Origin of the sequence: Sphingobacterium sp. UBA7625, from assembly GCF_002484085.1 — a bacterium.
Taxonomy (GTDB): Bacteria; Bacteroidota; Bacteroidia; order Sphingobacteriales; family Sphingobacteriaceae; genus Sphingobacterium; species Sphingobacterium athyrii.
On sequence record NZ_DLJD01000059.1, the window covers coordinates 126,193 to 142,954 of the forward strand.

Genomic DNA, 16,762 nt, shown 5'->3' on the forward strand with positions numbered 1-16,762 from the left:
GAATTTAGCCTGACTTTTATGGATATTTGAATCGTATGCTATGCCAATAAGAAACCGCTGGATTTTCCTGTTTCTTTTCTGTCATGCTGTTCTTCTCTTGTCCCAAGCGAAAGGTCAGCAACAGTACGATATTTTGTATTATTTTGAACGTGATACGATTCAGATTACATCCGCACAGACATTCTCCAATAAGTTAAACATCATTAACCATACCGATCGATCAATTGAATTAAGACCGCTGTCAGCGAATACTGCCGCGCTTCGGGGCTTAATAAAATTACCTGCTTCAGTTATTTTAAAGGCCAAAGAAACAAAAATTTTTCCGCTAAAATATATCGCCGACCGCCAGACGATTGCGGAGGGAACACAGACCTTTACGATCGGATTGGAATCGGTTGATCCATCAGTAAAAGTACAGCCCCCCCAGTCTTTTTATACGCAGTTGGAGATGGAACAGTCTTTCCTGATACAGACCGAACAATCGGAATATTACCTGGATCAGGCCACGGGGCAAACACAATTTTCAGTACGCGCTGTCAATCGTGGACTGGTACCCCTGACTGTTCAGTTGCGTTTTCCTAACCTTTCTCCTGACCTGGAGATTATCGGTGAGACACTGCCGTTCACACTGGTCGCAGGGGGGCAGTCTTTGCTGACTTTTACAACCCGTTTGCGTAAGAAAAATATAAATATGGATTTCGATGTTGATATTCAGGCGGTCGAGGGCGGCGGTAGCGTATTGGCCTCCAACCGTGTCCGTATGATGACAGTGGGTAGTGTAAAGCGTTTCTTTTCCAATATGAATTTGCAAAACCAACCCTTTGACAACAGAGCGGCTTTGCGTTATATCAATATGGGGCAAGATATTTCGGTTTACCAGCTACAGGGAGACGGCAAAATTGATCTGAACAACAAAGATAGATTGAGCTACCGAATGAATCTCGATTATTATCAAGATCAACGTACCTTTAATCTATACGATACCTATCTGGATTATGATACCGAAAAGTGGGGGGTGAAACTGGGTAATATTTATGAAAATCTCGATCAGTTTATCAATGGGCGCGGTATCAAAGGGACTTACAGATTCGATAAACGGCGTTCCCTCAGCCTATATGCAATCCAGAACAATTACATGTTGTTTACAGAAATGGATAATCCGATTCCAGGCGGGGAAATTGTTGGCGTTAAATATGCCATTCAAACCGAACAAAATCAGGAGAACAGCATGGCCTTCTTACATAGCAATAATGATTATCGAGGCGTCCGAAGTGGTCTGTTCAGTGGTAAAGGTTTTATTGATCTGGGCAATAATAATAACCTTTTCCTGGAAGGAGGAACAAGCATCGAACAGGTTGAAAGTGGAAATAATAGGCTGGCGGTAGCGGGGGGCATAAATTACAATACTTCTTTTGGCAACTATCAGCTTACAAGTGTCAATTACTATAGTTCACCCTATTATGTGGGACTGCGTAGAGGTCTTACCCAAACAGATTCACGCATAACCATGTCACTGGCCAACGATCGAAATCTTTCTGCCCGGATCAGCTATATGGATAATAATCCAAGATACCTTGCCGGAGACAGAAACTATTTTTTTAACAATGCTTCGAGGGTACAGATTTATGAGTTGGGCTACCATACTGGCTTTGGAAAACTACAACTTGATCTCAGGCCTTATTTTATGGCTCAACAGGGTACCTATCAGAATTGGTGGGGAATTGCAACTAATCCGACAAACTGGAAGTCGAATTCCTTTCGTACGGTGGCTGATCTCAATTTTTTTACCCCAGGCCACCGGTTCTCGCTGCAAACGGATTATGGATATACCTACAGGAACACCTCCAATAGACCTATTGCGCCATTTCATTCGGTCCGTATCAATGGTAATTATACACATACGTTTTTTGGATTTAATACATTTATTCAGATCAACCCGTACTACTTAAGTGATCTTTTGGCGACTAGCGCAAATTCGAATTACAGCATTTACTCGTTGGGCCCGAATACACAATTTTATGCCTTTAATAACCAGCTTCATGTGCAGCTGTCGACCATGTATAGCTATTATGGCTTCTCCCGAAGTAATAATTTCTCGGTGAATGGCAATGTCCGCTGGCAGATTAAAGACAACTGGAATCTGACGGCCGAAATATTCTATACGGCAATAAGCGGAAAATCATTGTTCCTAATCGATCCGAATTTACCGCCTGACCCTAATCCGCTGAACCGTTATTCGTTTAATAATAGGCAGATTCGCCTGGGAATAGAAAAGAATTTTGGCCAACGGGCCGGACAGAAAGGCCATAAGCTGGAACTGACTTTTTTCGAAGATGACAACAATAACGGTAGCAACGATGTCGGAGAAGCCAAAGCTCGGTCCGTGCTGGTGCGGGTTGGCAAGGAAATAGCACAGACGGACGGGAATGGGCGTGTAAAATTTGTTGATATGGGGGTTGGTCCTTATTTGGTACAGGTGGAGAATAGTAAGGGTTGGGTTTCGCAGGGGCCGATAAATATATTGATGACTAAAAACCAGCGGCTGGAAATTCCGCTGATAAAAACGAGAGCGTTAAAAGGACGCATTAAGGTCGTTGATAATAAGTATCTAAAAACAAAGCCGCAACTTGGCGGAATAAAAATAACTGCGACGGATAGCCAAGGGAAGACCTACAGTACATTAAGTTCACAAAACGGCGATTATGTGCTGTACATTCCATTGGGAAATTACAGCATCGCTGTTGTTACCGAAGGAATGCCTTTCTCAATCGAAAATCAACATTGTGAAATCGAAGTAAAAGCAGATACGGATAACATAATTCCTGATTTTAATTATCGGGATGAGCGTAGAAAAGTCGGTGTTAAGCGTTTTTAAGGGGCGACGAAGCTAAAAATAATATTGGCTGTATAGGCGCCGGCAGGTTTATTGAGCAGTGTACCTGTTGCGCTGGCTGGGATACTGTAAAGAATATTGAGATTACGGTCTATCACAGGATCGGCATTCTGAATGAGCTGCTGAGCTGTCGTGGAAAGTGTAACGGTATTCATGCCGCTCTGACCGGCCATTGGGCCGATGCGCAGTACATTTAACGGAATACTGTTGGTTCCTGAGGTAAAACTTGCCGATGTAGCCCGTACGTAGAGATTGTATGGTGTTGTTTTACTAAGTTTTAGATGTGCCGGAATATTTAAATTGATGCCATTCTTATAATCATTGGCGGTTGCAAAAACAAGATTGACGGATTGTTGATTGGCAACGATTTCGCTAAGGTCGCTTACAACAACAGACAGATTGCCATTTGCTTGTGCCTGTAGGCTCCCGCTCGGATAGGCTGATGATAATTTGTTCCAGGTATAGGTCAATGGGACAGCATATGTGCCTGCCTGTAAAAAATTTGTTTTCAGCTGGTTTAATCCAATGCTATACGTATAGGTCAACGATTGACTGTTGTTTGTGGGCACAGTAATACCGGCTGTATTGGTTAAGGATTGATCCGTTGTGGATAAAGCTGTAGAGGTCGCATTTGCGATCCCTGTTAAAGTCGTATTGACTGTCGAAACAGGAACAACAGGTAAGGCACTATAGGCTGCGCTGCTGCTGAAGCTAAATTGTGTGTTCCCTGTTTTAATACTTGGGGTATAAGCAACAGTGGTCGATAGGGGTATAACAGTATTGCTACTAATGCCATTGGCAGCACGATAATAGCTCAGGTCATTGACCAGCAAACTGGTCGTACCAATACTGGCCGGAGGGCTAATAAATCCGGGGATATTGATCGTCAATACGAAGCTGGTCGGTGTAATGGATCCCGCTAAAATGCCCTGCGTGGAAAAGGAAACATTATTCGTATATGACCCCGCAACCCAGGTTTGGCTGGAGGTAGATATACGGGCATTAGCTGTTATTGTTCCCGACGCTAGGCTGGCAAGTGCAGTGTATAGATTTTGATTTGTCGTTGACAGGGCAACCTCGTTATTTCCAGAAAGCGATAATAAAGGGACTGCTCCTATGCTCGAAAGCTTAATATGAACAAGATTTGTTGGGAAATTGCCACTGGTCGTACTGTTAAATGTAGATGCATCTGCTTTAACACGGAAGGTGGGCAGTAGAGTCAATACACTTGAATATTGTCCGGCGGTAATGCTAGCTGTATAGTCGGTTCTTGCCTGAATGTTTGCCTGTGGTACTGTTACAGTTGCCTGAGCCTTTACACTATTTGTATAGGAAACAGCGCCAATAAACAGTAAGGCGAAACTTGTTCTAGTATGTAATTTCTTTTTCCGCAATTTTTAAATCATATTGGCTGCCAGCATCAAGTATGGCAACAGCGAGGTATCGACCGGGGGCAAGTTTACCAGGTAGGTCTACACGGACCCATTGTTCCGCATCAGGAAGCATGGCAATGGCTACAGCGTCGATGGGTATCTCTTCACCGGTTTCCGTATTGGTCAGCTCAAAACGTACATAGGCATCCTTGTTGATCTGGCCTGTGTTTTTAACCTTGACTTCCATTCGCCGGACAACTTTGCCTTCCTGAACAGTAGCAGCACCTTTATCTTCAAAAGCAAGAAACTCTAGATCACCGGGTTTTAATCCTGTTGGCGTATAATAAACCTGGATGCCGACCTCAATCAGGACGTTCATATGAAATCCGTTCGTCTGGGCGGCTTTTTGTTCTTTAACCTGTGTAAAGAAAAGCATGCTATGGCGTTGCTGTTTCGTTGCCGGATGATCTGGAATGGTCATGGAAAGATTGACCACCTTTGTTTCGCCAGGTGCGAGTTGTACCGCGTTCTCAGATAAAGTAAGCCAGGAAGAATTTGACCCGGTATTAGCGCCTGTAGCATAATACCGTTTACTGCCCAACGAGTCGCGGTCCCAATCTTTCAGATTCGCGACGAAGGATAGCGCGCCGGTAGAAGTATTACTGAACGTAATGGCCTGACTGACGGTCTGTCCGGCTTCGCCGGTGAAAAATATCCGCGAAGGTGAAATGGAAATACCCTGTCCGTGGACCAGGGTATTGCATATCAGGATAACAAATACGGCTAAAGAATATCTCACAAAAAAATATTTAGTCAAATTTTTATTGTTGCGTTGCGGTATAGGTTACTGTCGTGCTGTAAGTAGATCCTGTAAGATTCAATAGGGACGCCGGATTTGAAATCGTATAATTCACCGTATAAACTGCGCCTGTGGATGCCGTAGAACCATTGACCAAAGCCGCAGAGGTAGTGCTAAGGGGTACATTGGTAACCGGAGTGCCGCCATTGGCCGTTGCAGCAGGTACAGTAACTGTAACAATATCTAAGTCCGGTCCTCCAGCCGGTTGAAATGTGCCCGTTGCGGCTACCGTAAGGTCATAAGTCTGATTGCTGACAACCGTAAAATGATTGGCTTTCGTTACCGTTTTTGACGCGGCATAATCAGCCGCTGTGATATAGTCAAAATTGACTGTGGGATCTGCCCCTAAGGTAATTGAGATCGCATCGGTTAGATTGATGTTTACAGTAACAGGTGCCGAAGTAGCTGTTTGTGCTTTTGCTTGATAACCGAAGCATATGGCAGCGACGGCAATAAAGACTATTAATAGGTTCTTTTTCATAATTTCCTCGTTTTACGGATGTTTAACGTAAGTAAAGTTAACCACGATGTGATGGAAATGCAATGTGACATAGTCACATAATGATGTTATAAATTCGATGCTACATGGGCTATGTTCAACGTATATTGACGGCCGTGGGCTCAGAAATTAATATTGTCCTTTTTAAGCCGTCATCAGAAACTATAAATGAAACAGCCTATATTTGCGCTCAAATGTCTGAATCCAAAAGAATCTATCAAATAGATCTGTTTCGCTTTATCGCGGCATCTGCGGTGGTATTGTACCATTACTTATATCGGGGGTATAAAGGAGGCAACATGTCCCTGCTGCATTTCGATGAGATCGGTGAATATTTTAAATATGGGTATCTTGGTGTCGACCTTTTTTTTATCATCAGCGGTTTTGTGATTGCCTTTTCCATCAAACATCGTTCGTTGCCCAAATTTTGCTATTCACGTTTTAAACGCTTGTATCCAATGTATTGGATCTGTTTGATCATTACATTTGTGACCGTTTATTTCTTTGGGGCGCCGCGCTATCTTGTGACATTCAAACAGCTCTTCGCCAACCTGACCATGATTCAGGAACTGTTCGGACAGGGAAATATCGATGGGGCGTATTGGTCTCTCTATGTTGAATTGAAATTTTACCTTATTATCGCGGTGTTTCTTGTCATAAACCGCTTTAAGCAGCTGAGCCTCGACTATCTTGTCTACTTCTGGTTGTTATTGTCAAGCTTGCGGCTGTTTGTTGGACCATCAGAAATTTATGATACTGTCCACCACCTTTTCATTCTGGACTGGAGTGCTTATTTTATTGCAGGAATCGTATTTTGCCAGATTTTTTTGCAGGGACCGGCTGTAAAGCATTTTATCGTATTGTCCTGGTGCGTGTACCTGTCGATCGATGGTGCCATTGGCCGTATTCATTGGCTGACGAGAACTTTTCATAGCGATTTTTCCCCCTATATAATTGCTGTTACCATCGTTATATTTTATATGGTGATGTTAGTTGTCTCCTGTAAGAAACTACAATGCCTCAATTCGCCTAAATTCATCAAAATTGGGATGCTGACCTATCCTTTATATCTTATTCATCAGCATATCGGTTTTATTATTTTCAACCAGCTTCATGGCTACGTAAATAAATATGTGCTTGTTTTTGCCGTTACGCTCCTGATGTTGGGTGTTGCCTACATTCTCAGCGATTGGGTAGAGCCTCGTGTAATGAGGCTGTTTAAACGATAGTAGTTGTCTCGATAATGTTAAGCTCGTCAAATAACGACATTAGCTTCGATTTCCTGAAATAGAGACGCTACAGAATGAAAAAGCTCAGTGTGATCTAACACCGAGCTTTCTGTTTTTCATGGCATCATGGACCAGATATGGAGTCGACAGACGTACGTACGATTTTAGTGACAATCATTTCACAAGGGGGGCAATCAAGAGCCTGTAAAAGGCAATTGACCGCCATTGTGTTAAAATAGACCTGGTGAGTAGTGCTTTATCTGCCAGAAGCCTAGTAGACAATATTTCCGTGATAGATCAGAGAGGCCACCGGTGAAATACGCGAAATAGCTTCGGCCGAACAGCTTGCATCGATAAGTGCGATATTTGCGTCATCACCGGGTTTTGGCCATTGCTGTTGCCCTTTGTCATCTAATGGAATCGGGCCTGCGGTTGCCAGCTTTAACATACGTGACAGACCGTACTCAGTGACCTGTCCATATACCTGGGCGGCTATATTGGCTTTTTGTAGGACACTTCCTGTCCCAAAGGTGTTCCAGTGATCAACAATGCTGTCGTTTCCGGTCATCACGGTGACCTTGTTTTCCAGGAGTGTTGGGATAGGCATAATCAAGCCAGCAAAAGGAATCGTAGAGACAATACCGATCTGTGCTGCACCGAGCTTTTCCGCGATCTCCTGTTGTTTGGCTTTCTCGAGCCTTCCTAAAACAAAACAGTGACTGAGGTAGGTTTTTCCTTTTAAAGCATGATTTTCATTTACTTTTTTGATCAGATACTCCACCGTTTTCAATCCGGATTCTCCAGACTCATGCAAATGGATGTCAATTCCTTTGTTATGATCCAATGCCAGCTGAACAGTGAAGTCCATGGTTTTCTCGATGGCACCGTCAATGGTAAAAGGGTCCACGCCACCGATAAAATCAATATTGGTTTTTGCAGCTTCTTTGAGGTAGGGTACAGAATCCGTGTAGTATACACCATGCTGGGGGAAGGCAACCAACTCGGCTCCAAAACTGTTTTTCTTATTTTCCAGTGCAAGTTGTAGGTGATGTAGGGAATCCAGTTTTGATGTGGGCTCTATATTGACGTGGCTACGTGCGAAGGCTGTTCCTTTGGATTGTAGTAGCTCAATCAGTTTTTCTGCCTTATAGGTCGAGTTTTTTAACAGTTCCGGAAGAAGCTGTTGCTCTAGTGCGATCATTCCTTTGACACCTCCGGCACCACGGCGCACGGCTTGCCATTTATCCCCATAAAATGTTTTATCCAGATGGATGTGCATATCTCTAAACGAAGGGAGCATCAGACGGCCTTTTGCATCTACGGCATTGGCATCGGTACTGTTGGGCCCAATTTTTTTGATTTTTCCGCCATCGATCTGTACTGTAAAAAGATCAGTTTTTGTTGCGATGACATTGCCATTTCCATCATATTCAAAGCCTGTTTCCAATAAAACATTCTTTAGGCTATAACTTTTTTTGCCTTGGTGTCCAGCCAAAGTCTGCGGACTAAGTTCCCTACGATCTTCGGCGACGAGCATGCCCGGGATCAATGTTGCTCCGGTGAGTGCAAGAGCTGAGTTCCGTATAAATTCTTTGCGTGTAAGCGCTATTGGTTTCATTTTATTTTCTATTTACGGTGCAATCTAACTGATCCATTAAATGAATCAGCCTTTTACAAAGGTATATACAGAGACCTTGCGTATTACGGGGTAATTTCTGCCATTTCTTGTGCGATTTATCTTTTTTCCCGAAAATCACTTGGACTTACACCCGTCTGCTGCTTAAAAAAATTCGAGAAATAGGCTTGATCCGCAAATCCCAATTCGAATGTAATCTCTTTAATGGATGATTCCGTACTTTGAAGAAGGCGTTTTGCTTCTACACAGATCCGTTGATGGATGAGCTGGGTGGCGGATATCTTCAAATGTTTTTTGCACAGAATATTGAGATAGTTGGGGGAGATGTACAGCTTCTCGGCATAAAAAGCAACTAATTTCTGTTCCCTGAAAAACTCGTCTATCAACATATTGAATTTGGCAAGACGAGGGACGGATTGATAGACTTTAAATTCGGTGAATACATGCTCTGCTTCCCTGCTGACGATGGCGGCGATCACACCAGCACGTGCTGTAATCAGGGGGATCAATGAATGCTCACGCTCCAGCTCTTTTTTGACTGATTCAAATTCGTAGTGGAGCTGCAAGAAGGCTTCTTTAGTCAGGTCGATCACAGGGTGGTTCTGGTAGTTGGTAAAAGAAAAGCGAAAGAAGGGTGCGAAATGCTCAAAAAATGAGCGTTCGATCATCAATTGGTAGCCAATTGTACCGGCATAAACGTGCCACTTATGCATTTGACCCGGGAATAGCACATGTACCTGATGATTTTTAATCGGATAGTCAATCGAATCAATCGTATGGACACCAGAGGCGGTATCAAATAAATTGATAATAAAAAAATCGTGCTTATGGGGCTTTTCGATCAGCCTTTCGCCATGTAATTCATTGAAGAGAAGTTCTTCCCGGCCGGCGGTCTGTTCTTTGCGAAAACCGTCCAGCCCAATGACCGGTGCCCAGCTATTAGCATTTCGTTTATCCATAGTACAATGTCTCAGACCTAAAATACGAAAAGCCCATAGCATTTGAGGCAATGGATTAAAATAAACAGTTATTCGATATGGACTGTCCTGATGTCGGCAAAGAACAATAGTCATTTTCCCAATTCTTTCCTAAATTCGGAATACATTTGTAACGGGTAAGGAAAAGTTGAATAGAGGTGAAATTTGGTTAAAAAAACAATTGTCCAATGAAAATACTTGTAATTGAAGACGAAGCGGAATTGAGGGAAACATTGAAAGACTCTCTTGTTAAAGAAGATTATATCGTAGAGACTGCCGGCGACTTTAGATCGGCGGTGGATAAGGTCTCGGTCTATGACTATGATTGTATTTTGCTGGATATCATGCTTCCGGGGGGGAGTGGATTGCAGGTCTTGGACCTACTTAAACAGGAGGGTAAATCGGATAATGTCATTATCATTTCTGCGAAGGATTCCCTGGATGACAAGCTGCGTGGGCTGGAACTTGGAGCCGATGACTACCTGACCAAACCCTTTCATATCGCCGAGTTAAATGCCCGGATTAAAGCGGTATTGCGCAGAAAACAACGTGATGGCAAAAATACGTTGGCAATGGGCAATCTGCTGCTGGATCTGAATGAACGTAGTCTTTCGATTGCCGGTGAACCTGTCGCACTGAATAGAAAGGAGTTTGATATCCTCAATTATTTTTTGCTGAATAAAAACCGCCTGGTCAGTAAGAGCGCATTGGCAGAGCATGTTTGGGGAGATAATACCGATCAGGCAGATAATCTCGATTTTATCTATTCCCAGATTAAAAATCTTCGAAAGAAATTTTTGGCGAAACAGGCGGATGTGGATTTTGAGGCGGTCTATGGCATAGGATATAAACTTGTTGAAAAATGAAATTAGCCAATCAGACACTTAAATATCTCGCTGTCTCCGTACTTGTTGTGATTGCACTATGGTCGACCATCTTTTATTTATTTATGCTGGAAGTGATCCATGATAATATAGATGAGGAATTGGAGAATCAAAAGCGCTTAATTATTCAGGAGCTGGCTTCTGAGGCAATTGTATCTCCGGATCTGGAATTTGGAGTTAACAATTATAAGGTACGTGAAATTTCTGAACAGCAGGCGATCAACATGCAGAATGTATATAAAGATACCATGCTTTATATGCAGGATGACGATGATCCTGAACCTGAGCTTGAGCCTGTGCGTATGCTGACAACGGCTTTTGAGCATAAAGGGCATTACTACGAGCTTGCGATTATTAATTCGATGATCGAGGAGAGTGATCTGATCAAAAACCTGTTTTATTCTGTTCTGATTCTATTTGTCCTGCTGGTGGTCAGTATTGTGTCGATCAATAAGGTGGTTATCGAACGATTATGGAGTCCCCTGTATCATTTTTTAGATCAGCTGACCAAATTTCGTCTTGGGAAATCAGACGGCAAACCGGCGATGGATACCGAGATTATGGAATTCAAAGATTTGCAGTTTGCTGTAACAACATTGATCCAACATAACGAGGAAATCTATGAACAGCAGAAGCAGTTTATCGGGAATGCTTCACATGAATTGCAGACACCTTTGGCGATAATGATCAACAAACTTGAAATGGTGGCTGAAACAGAGGGCTTGCAGCCTGAACAGGCAAATGCAATTGCCGAAGTATTGAACACTGCGGAGCGATTGGTGCGATTGAATAAGTCACTATTATTGCTTACAAAGATTGAAAACAGGCAATTTTTAAACAACGAGGATCTTTCGCTCAACACCCTTGTGACACATATCGTCGAGGAACTCGAGGATATGGCCGCATTTAAAAATATCACGATACAGGTACTACAACAACTGGAGCTTAACCTACAGTTAGATAGTTCTCTGGCCAATATCATGGTGTCAAATTTGATCCGTAATGCTTTGTTCCATAATATCGAGGGCGGGCAAGTTGATATTACGATCACTGAAAATGCACTGCTGGTTGCAAATACAAGTGTTCAGGGGGCTCTGGATGCTGAACAGGTCTTTTCAAGATTTTATAAATCGGATAGTTCATCCAAAGGCTCGGGATTGGGACTGGCGATTGTACGGGCAATATGTAATTTGTATGGGTTTCATATTGCATACCAGTATGGAAATAATCAGCATATGTTTAAACTGGATTTTCGTCAAGCATAAATAAATACATTCCCAAATCTTTACAGAATCAGGGCTTTACTTTGTAATACATTAAGGAAAGTAAAATGATGAAATGTAAAACAATACTAAGTGCATGTATCCTAGCACTTACAACGATTGGAGCTTTTGCTCAGGATATTCCCCAAAGTCAAGTACCTGCTGTCGTGGTAAATAGTTTTCAGCAAAAATTCCCGAAAGCAAAAGGGGTTGACTGGGAGCTGAAAGCGGGTCTTTATGAAGCCGAATTTGAAACGGGTTTGTTTGGAACAGATCACGAAGTTTGGATTCAGAGCAACGGTAAAATTGTGCGCCATAAGGAAGAACTTGCAAAAAATGATTTACCACAAGCGGTGATTGCCAATGTAAAAAAGGAATTCCCCGGCTATCGTATCGAAGATGTCAAAAAGATTACGGAGGAGCAAAAGGTTACTTATGCATTCGAAGTAAAAAATGGATCAAACGAATGGAAACTTGTGGTCGATCCCAAAGGGAATATGTTAGGAAAAGTAAGAGATTGATGATGGTAAGCTTATTTTAACAAAGCATCCTTGTTACATCTTTGTTTCTTGGTATTCAATTGTTTTGGCACGGATGTCAATTTTTACGTCATAAAAAAGACTGTTTTGTGTTTTGTTGTAATAATAAATCTGATTTTCTTTTACCCAATTCGATTTCGAAATTGAGTCATTTAGGGGAAAGGTGCTTATTTGTTGTAGATTGTTATCGATTTGACGAATCGCTTTATCACTGAGTTTGATTTTATAAATTAAATCGTAGTCGCGTAATTCGTCATAGTAATCATCGCGCAAAACTTCTATATCATCTCCAATGGAGAATCCAAGCAGTGATTCTACACGATCTTTACTCGGCTCTCTCCAATTGAATAGATATAACCAAAAGATAAAAATAGGAATCAGGAGGCTCAAATAAATCCAGGTTACCCATTTGGATTTATTTGTGAATTGGTAGAAGATAAATAATATTAGTCCTATCAGAATTGTAAAAAATAGGGCTAAAAAAATAGTCATAAATTGTTATTGATGTGTGTTACCTGCTAATTCAATATAGCGAATATAAATAATTTGGATAAAAAACACCTAGTTAGCCTTCCTAACTAGGTGTTTTTTATTAAAATAGTCGTCGCTTTAAATTAATCTTCACCCTCTTCGGCATGCATCTCAAAGGATAGTTGGATGATATCCTCTCCGGGATATTTCGCCACATAGTCGGCGCGGTTCCAATCCGCACGGGTAATCGTAGCTTTCGTCGCTGCGTCCTTAAATTTTCGTAGCACGAAGGCAACATCTTTTTCCCCCGCATTATCTTTTCCGGCTGTAAAATAGCTCGTGATACCAGTCGTTTCAACGGCACCTGTTACAGTCGAACCATCCCCATAAGTTGTTTCTTTTGTCTGAAAGACTGCACCGCTTGAGGTTGTGCTATTGGAATTCAAAACAAAAGCGCCACCGGTTAAGAAGGCTTTATAAAGGCTTGCTGTTGCTTTATCTTTAATATACTGCCCCTGAATTTCCTGCCCTGCGGCATCAAATTGTTTGAAGTCAATTTTATAAACACCTGCGGGCTTGATATGGGCGTGACCATCTCCTAATGCCTTGCCGCTGTTTTCAAAGCTCACTGAAATAGGTTCTACCCCAGACTTATCAGCGATATCGTGGAAGTGATCGCCATGGGCATGGGCATCTACTTCGGTAAAGACCAGTTTAAAAGCAACTTTGGCATCTGCCGCCTGTATCGTCAATGGCGACTCTACGGTTGTCGAATTCCCGGCTTTGTCGGTTACTGTAAAGTGAAAATGATATTGACCGGCAGGCGCTTCAGATGGAATGTCCATGTGTTCATGAAAAGTTGCATTTTTTTTACCGACATATTTTTCGTCGGTATAAACTTTGGCTAATTTGAAGTTACCTCCGCCCTCCTGGTGGATTTCGATAACAATCTTGTCGATGAGTGCCTCCGCCACAATATCACCTTCTAAATGGAGATCCGAGCCTGCTTTTACTGTTTTATTATTATCGGATCCGATTTCCAGGGTGCCGATTTCGGGTTTTGTTGAGATGGGGATATCGGCATCGTCTTTCTTACAGGAAGACAGGAAGCCAAAGACAAGCGCTGTAAACAGCAGGAATAAGTTAATGTTTCTAGTTTTCATGTTCATTGGATTTGAATTTTATAATAAAAAATAATTTAAGTATAGTTGCAATTTAAGTGGCGTTATTCCACGATACGTACGCTAATTCCGCGTTGTATGCTCCATCCGGATTGATCTGTCACTTGAATCATAAAATGGTAATTTCCGGGATCGATGTCTGCGGGAACGTCAATCTGAAGTTGGGCATCATACTGTTGTGGTTGTCCGGGTATATTGACGGACTTGACAAGCACAAACGGTTTGACAGGTTTTTTGACGGGTTCTAATGTACATTCCTCTACCTCGGTACTGTGGGAGTGATGGTCAAAATTGTGATGAACGTCAATGCTATAACTGCCCAAAGCGACGTTGTCGGATAGTCTCGCGTGAAAGGTAAAACTGGACCCGCGTTTGATTTGGCTGCACTGCTTTGGAAAAGCTGTTGCTGCACTGAGATCGATGATTGGTTTTTCGGTGTCAATCTTTTCGGTATCCTTTTTACAAGCGATGGTGGAGGCCAACATGAGGCCCATAAGCGCATATTGTTTCAGTCTCTGCATCTGTGTGTTCGTTTTTATCATGAGTTTAATCAATTAGTTGTGCTGTGATTGGATGAATATGTCGATTAGCTTGGGTTTTTCTTCCCAAATGGTATACCAATAGATAGGACGATATTTCGTCCCTGTTCCGGGAGCGATATCAGACGGTAAAAACTGGTGTGATCCATATATTTGGTGTCAAACATATTCTGGACTTGTAAGCGCAATTGCAGTGCTGACTTGCCCCATGTCAACTGTGTTCCTGCTCTGAAATTGAAGACTTGGTAGCCTGCTGTTTTTTCTTCTGGTGGAACAATATGGTCTTGCCGGGCGGTCCATTTGCAATCCAAAGAGAGATAAGACTCCTTAAAATATGTGCTGCTTTTTGGAAGCCAACTGAGGTCTACCAAAAGTGAAGGAGCAGGAGAGAAAGGCAAGGTATAGCCTTTCTTGCTGCCGGATAATTGTTCGGATCGAACATATTCACCCAGTATTTCTACCTTCCAGTGAGCTAAAGGGCGATATTCCATTTTTAGTTCAGCACCATAGCGACGTACCTTGCTTTCGGCATACTCAAATATTTGATTGCCCGCTCCGTAATACTGATCATAACCTGACGTGGGATTGAGGTAGATATAATTCGCGAAATAATTGAAGAAGGGTGTGAAAGCAATGTAAGCATTCCTCGAACGCCGGGCCAGGGCGAAATCGACTTGGTAGGATTGTTCGGGTGAAAGGGATGCGTTGCCTTTTTCATAACTGAAATAATGATAATTTACCCCGTTGGCGGCGAGTTCCTGTGCAATAGGTACCCGAAAACTTTTACCAACATTCAGTTTGGTTTCCCATGAGCCGATTTGTCGCGTTGCCCCTAACGACCAAACCAAGCTATTGAAACTACGGCGAAGTTCATCTGCTCTGACAATATGAACCGATTGATTGTTCTCCAGTGTGGAGGCAAACCAGTCCTGATAGGGTGAGGTATGTATGTGGCTATAGTCATAACGTAAAGCAGCATAGAGTATCATTTGATCGTTGATCGGATATTGGTCATGAATAAATGCCCCCACTGCCTGTTGTTTGTACGACGGGATAAGGAAACTCCAGCCAGCTATTTTATTGTGCTGGTATTCAGCATTGCCCCCAACGGTGAACCGGTGTGTGCCTAGGGTGAACTGGTCTTTTAGTGCAATATTAACAATCTCTTTGTCATAGCGTCGTTCAAGATGAATGGGCATGTTCATATCCTTGGGATAGACTGGTGGCATATACCCATGTGCAGTATAGTTGTTGAACTCCTGGCGATAATTTCTTTGGTAACCAAGATCCACCCAGATCTTATGTCTGCCCTGTGCGATATAATTTCGATTGATGAGTTTAAAATGATTAACCTGCTGGCTTGGGTAAAGAATGTCCCGGTCTGATTGGTCGTACAAGACTGTATTCACTCCGCGTGGCTCTAAACCATGTGCATTGGCAAAAAAGCCTATTCTAGTGTGATAATTGCTTAAATAGAAAATGGAGGAAAATTGATCGGATGTATAACCTCCCCTGAGCTGAAAGTTGGTCTCCCGGCCGGCCGTATTGCGCACCTGGCGATCCTTTAACCGGACCGCATAATTGTATACATACACTGTGTCAGTCGGGACACGATAGTCGGCATAATCCAAATGTGTTACACCGCCACCGAAGACCCAATTGCCTTTTCTGCCCTGCAGTTGCAGGGATCCTCCATAAGTAGCGTTATTAGACTTGGTCAATAAATTAACAACACCTTTCAATCCATTCGCTTGTAGTTCAGCTGGTGGCAGGAGTCGGATAACACCGCCAATGGCATCCGACCCATACATAAATGAACCGGCTCCCTTGATGATTTCGGCGGTGCCGATGCTGTATTGATCAATTTCCAGCCCATGATCCAAACCCCATTGCTGCCCTTCGTGCTTAATCCCATTTTCTAGGGTGGCTACCCGATTAAAGCCCAGACCCCGAATTTGTGGTTTGGATTGGCTGGCACCTATGCCTATGGCATTGACCCCGGGTAGCCGACTTAAGGTCTGCATCAAGCTGCCTGCCTGATATTTCTGTATGGAATCGCTGGTTAAGACATCCATAGATAGGACGCCCTCCGCAGAATGTTTATAACGTTTGCCCTCAACATGTACCTCACGCAGTCCAATGGTTTTTGCTGCTTTTTCTTGTGCGAAAACAGGATATAGGATGCCGTAGGTGAATAATAGAGTAAAAATCGTACGCCTGTTCATCAATTGTTGAGTTGTTTGTAAATTATGTATTGCAATTAAGTTGCAACAAATATAGTTAAAAAGACTTCAAAAGCAACTGTGTTGCGAAATTAATTTCGTGATGATAAATCCCTGAAATCAGTGATAAAAAGAAATCTGTAGCTCAACTATCTTTGAGTAAGTTGATTAAAGGGTTACTACGGCAGTTTCTTCGAG

Annotated in this window: 14 protein-coding genes; 5 read left to right on the forward strand and 9 right to left on the reverse strand. The window is 42.6% G+C overall.

Going from position 1 to position 16,762, the window contains the following annotated elements; genetic code table 11:
• The first annotated feature begins 40 nt into the window (after window positions 1-40).
• Window positions 41-2,875: a hypothetical protein gene (locus B4G94_RS25810; protein WP_286863005.1), complete on the forward strand. Its 2,835-nt coding sequence runs from the start codon at window positions 41-43 to the stop codon at window positions 2,873-2,875.
• Here B4G94_RS25810 and B4G94_RS25815 read toward each other — a convergent pair.
• From B4G94_RS25815 to B4G94_RS25825, 3 genes are read right to left on the reverse strand one after another with little or no spacing between them, the layout of a single operon-like run.
• Window positions 2,872-4,287, reverse strand: a complete 1,416-nt coding sequence (locus B4G94_RS25815; protein ID WP_286863007.1) for a hypothetical protein — start codon at window positions 4,285-4,287, stop codon at window positions 2,872-2,874. The two genes, B4G94_RS25810 and B4G94_RS25815, sit on opposite strands and share 4 nt — an antisense overlap.
• Window positions 4,262-5,065: a fimbrial biogenesis chaperone gene (locus tag B4G94_RS25820; protein ID WP_286863008.1), complete on the reverse strand. Its 804-nt coding sequence runs from the start codon at window positions 5,063-5,065 to the stop codon at window positions 4,262-4,264. Before B4G94_RS25820 ends, B4G94_RS25815 begins: the two co-directional genes overlap by 26 nt.
• A 22-nt stretch (window positions 5,066-5,087) precedes the next feature.
• Complete coding sequence (locus tag B4G94_RS25825; protein WP_286863009.1) at window positions 5,088-5,606, reverse strand: hypothetical protein; 519 nt, start codon at window positions 5,604-5,606, stop codon at window positions 5,088-5,090.
• Between the two features lie 212 nt (window positions 5,607-5,818).
• On the opposite strand from B4G94_RS25825, the gene B4G94_RS25830 reads away from it, so the two are divergent.
• On the forward strand, window positions 5,819-6,853 hold the full coding sequence (locus B4G94_RS25830; protein WP_286863010.1) for an acyltransferase family protein: 1,035 nt from the start codon (window positions 5,819-5,821) through the stop codon (window positions 6,851-6,853).
• A 271-nt stretch (window positions 6,854-7,124) separates the two neighbouring features.
• Here the strand turns inward: B4G94_RS25830 and B4G94_RS25835 are convergent, their stop codons facing one another.
• Both B4G94_RS25835 and B4G94_RS25840 read right to left on the reverse strand, forming a co-directional pair.
• Complete coding sequence (locus tag B4G94_RS25835; protein WP_108635169.1) at window positions 7,125-8,471, reverse strand: amidohydrolase; 1,347 nt, start codon at window positions 8,469-8,471, stop codon at window positions 7,125-7,127.
• 116 nt (window positions 8,472-8,587) lie between these two features.
• Window positions 8,588-9,448, reverse strand: a complete 861-nt coding sequence (locus tag B4G94_RS25840) for a helix-turn-helix domain-containing protein (protein ID WP_286863011.1) — start codon at window positions 9,446-9,448, stop codon at window positions 8,588-8,590.
• A gap of 206 nt (window positions 9,449-9,654) precedes the next feature.
• Here B4G94_RS25840 and B4G94_RS25845 point away from each other — a divergent pair, with 206 nt between their 5' ends.
• From B4G94_RS25845 to B4G94_RS25855, 3 genes are all read left to right on the forward strand, one after another.
• Entirely contained in the window at window positions 9,655-10,332 is a 678-nt protein-coding gene (locus B4G94_RS25845) for a response regulator transcription factor (RefSeq protein WP_286863013.1), read from the forward strand.
• Window positions 10,329-11,615, forward strand: coding sequence for a histidine kinase dimerization/phospho-acceptor domain-containing protein (locus tag B4G94_RS25850; protein WP_286863014.1), 1,287 nt, complete (start codon window positions 10,329-10,331; stop codon window positions 11,613-11,615). Before B4G94_RS25845 ends, B4G94_RS25850 begins: the two co-directional genes overlap by 4 nt.
• Before the next feature lie 65 nt (window positions 11,616-11,680).
• A complete protein-coding gene (locus B4G94_RS25855; protein ID WP_286863015.1) occupies window positions 11,681-12,133 on the forward strand; it encodes a PepSY-like domain-containing protein in 453 nt (150 codons plus the stop codon).
• Between the two features lie 33 nt (window positions 12,134-12,166).
• On the opposite strand, the gene B4G94_RS25860 is transcribed toward B4G94_RS25855, so the two are convergent.
• The 4 genes from B4G94_RS25860 to B4G94_RS25875 form a co-directional block, all read right to left on the reverse strand.
• Complete coding sequence (locus B4G94_RS25860) at window positions 12,167-12,643, reverse strand: hypothetical protein (protein ID WP_286863017.1); 477 nt, start codon at window positions 12,641-12,643, stop codon at window positions 12,167-12,169.
• A gap of 122 nt (window positions 12,644-12,765) precedes the next feature.
• Window positions 12,766-13,785 carry a DUF4625 domain-containing protein gene (locus B4G94_RS25865; protein WP_286863018.1) on the reverse strand — a complete coding sequence of 340 codons (1,020 nt, stop codon included), beginning with the start codon at window positions 13,783-13,785 and terminating at the stop codon, window positions 12,766-12,768.
• A gap of 62 nt (window positions 13,786-13,847) precedes the next feature.
• Complete coding sequence (locus B4G94_RS25870; protein WP_286863019.1) at window positions 13,848-14,324, reverse strand: DUF4625 domain-containing protein; 477 nt, start codon at window positions 14,322-14,324, stop codon at window positions 13,848-13,850.
• A gap of 65 nt (window positions 14,325-14,389) precedes the next feature.
• The gene (locus B4G94_RS25875; protein ID WP_286863020.1) at window positions 14,390-16,567 is read right to left on the reverse strand and encodes a TonB-dependent receptor; all 2,178 of its coding nucleotides are present in this window, start codon (window positions 16,565-16,567) and stop codon (window positions 14,390-14,392) included.
• Window positions 16,568-16,762 lie beyond the last annotated feature (195 nt).

Bases quoted from the DNA above. Each gene is read 5' to 3' on its own strand.
- B4G94_RS25835 (WP_108635169.1), bottom strand. From the start codon at position 8,471: ATGAAACCAATAGCGCTTACACGCAAAGAATTTATACGGAACTCAGCT.
- B4G94_RS25860 (WP_286863017.1), bottom strand. From the start codon at position 12,643: ATGACTATTTTTTTAGCCCTATTTTTTACAATTCTGATAGGACTAATA.
- B4G94_RS25845 (WP_286863013.1), top strand. From the start codon at position 9,655: ATGAAAATACTTGTAATTGAAGACGAAGCGGAATTGAGGGAAACATTG.
- B4G94_RS25870 (WP_286863019.1), bottom strand. From the start codon at position 14,324: ATGCAGAGACTGAAACAATATGCGCTTATGGGCCTCATGTTGGCCTCC.
- B4G94_RS25810 (WP_286863005.1), top strand. From the start codon at position 41: ATGCCAATAAGAAACCGCTGGATTTTCCTGTTTCTTTTCTGTCATGCT.
- B4G94_RS25865 (WP_286863018.1), bottom strand. From the start codon at position 13,785: ATGAAAACTAGAAACATTAACTTATTCCTGCTGTTTACAGCGCTTGTC.
- B4G94_RS25850 (WP_286863014.1), top strand. From the start codon at position 10,329: ATGAAATTAGCCAATCAGACACTTAAATATCTCGCTGTCTCCGTACTT.
- B4G94_RS25830 (WP_286863010.1), top strand. From the start codon at position 5,819: ATGTCTGAATCCAAAAGAATCTATCAAATAGATCTGTTTCGCTTTATC.
- B4G94_RS25825 (WP_286863009.1), bottom strand. From the start codon at position 5,606: ATGAAAAAGAACCTATTAATAGTCTTTATTGCCGTCGCTGCCATATGC.
- B4G94_RS25840 (WP_286863011.1), bottom strand. From the start codon at position 9,448: ATGGATAAACGAAATGCTAATAGCTGGGCACCGGTCATTGGGCTGGAC.
- B4G94_RS25855 (WP_286863015.1), top strand. From the start codon at position 11,681: ATGATGAAATGTAAAACAATACTAAGTGCATGTATCCTAGCACTTACA.
- B4G94_RS25875 (WP_286863020.1), bottom strand. From the start codon at position 16,567: ATGAACAGGCGTACGATTTTTACTCTATTATTCACCTACGGCATCCTA.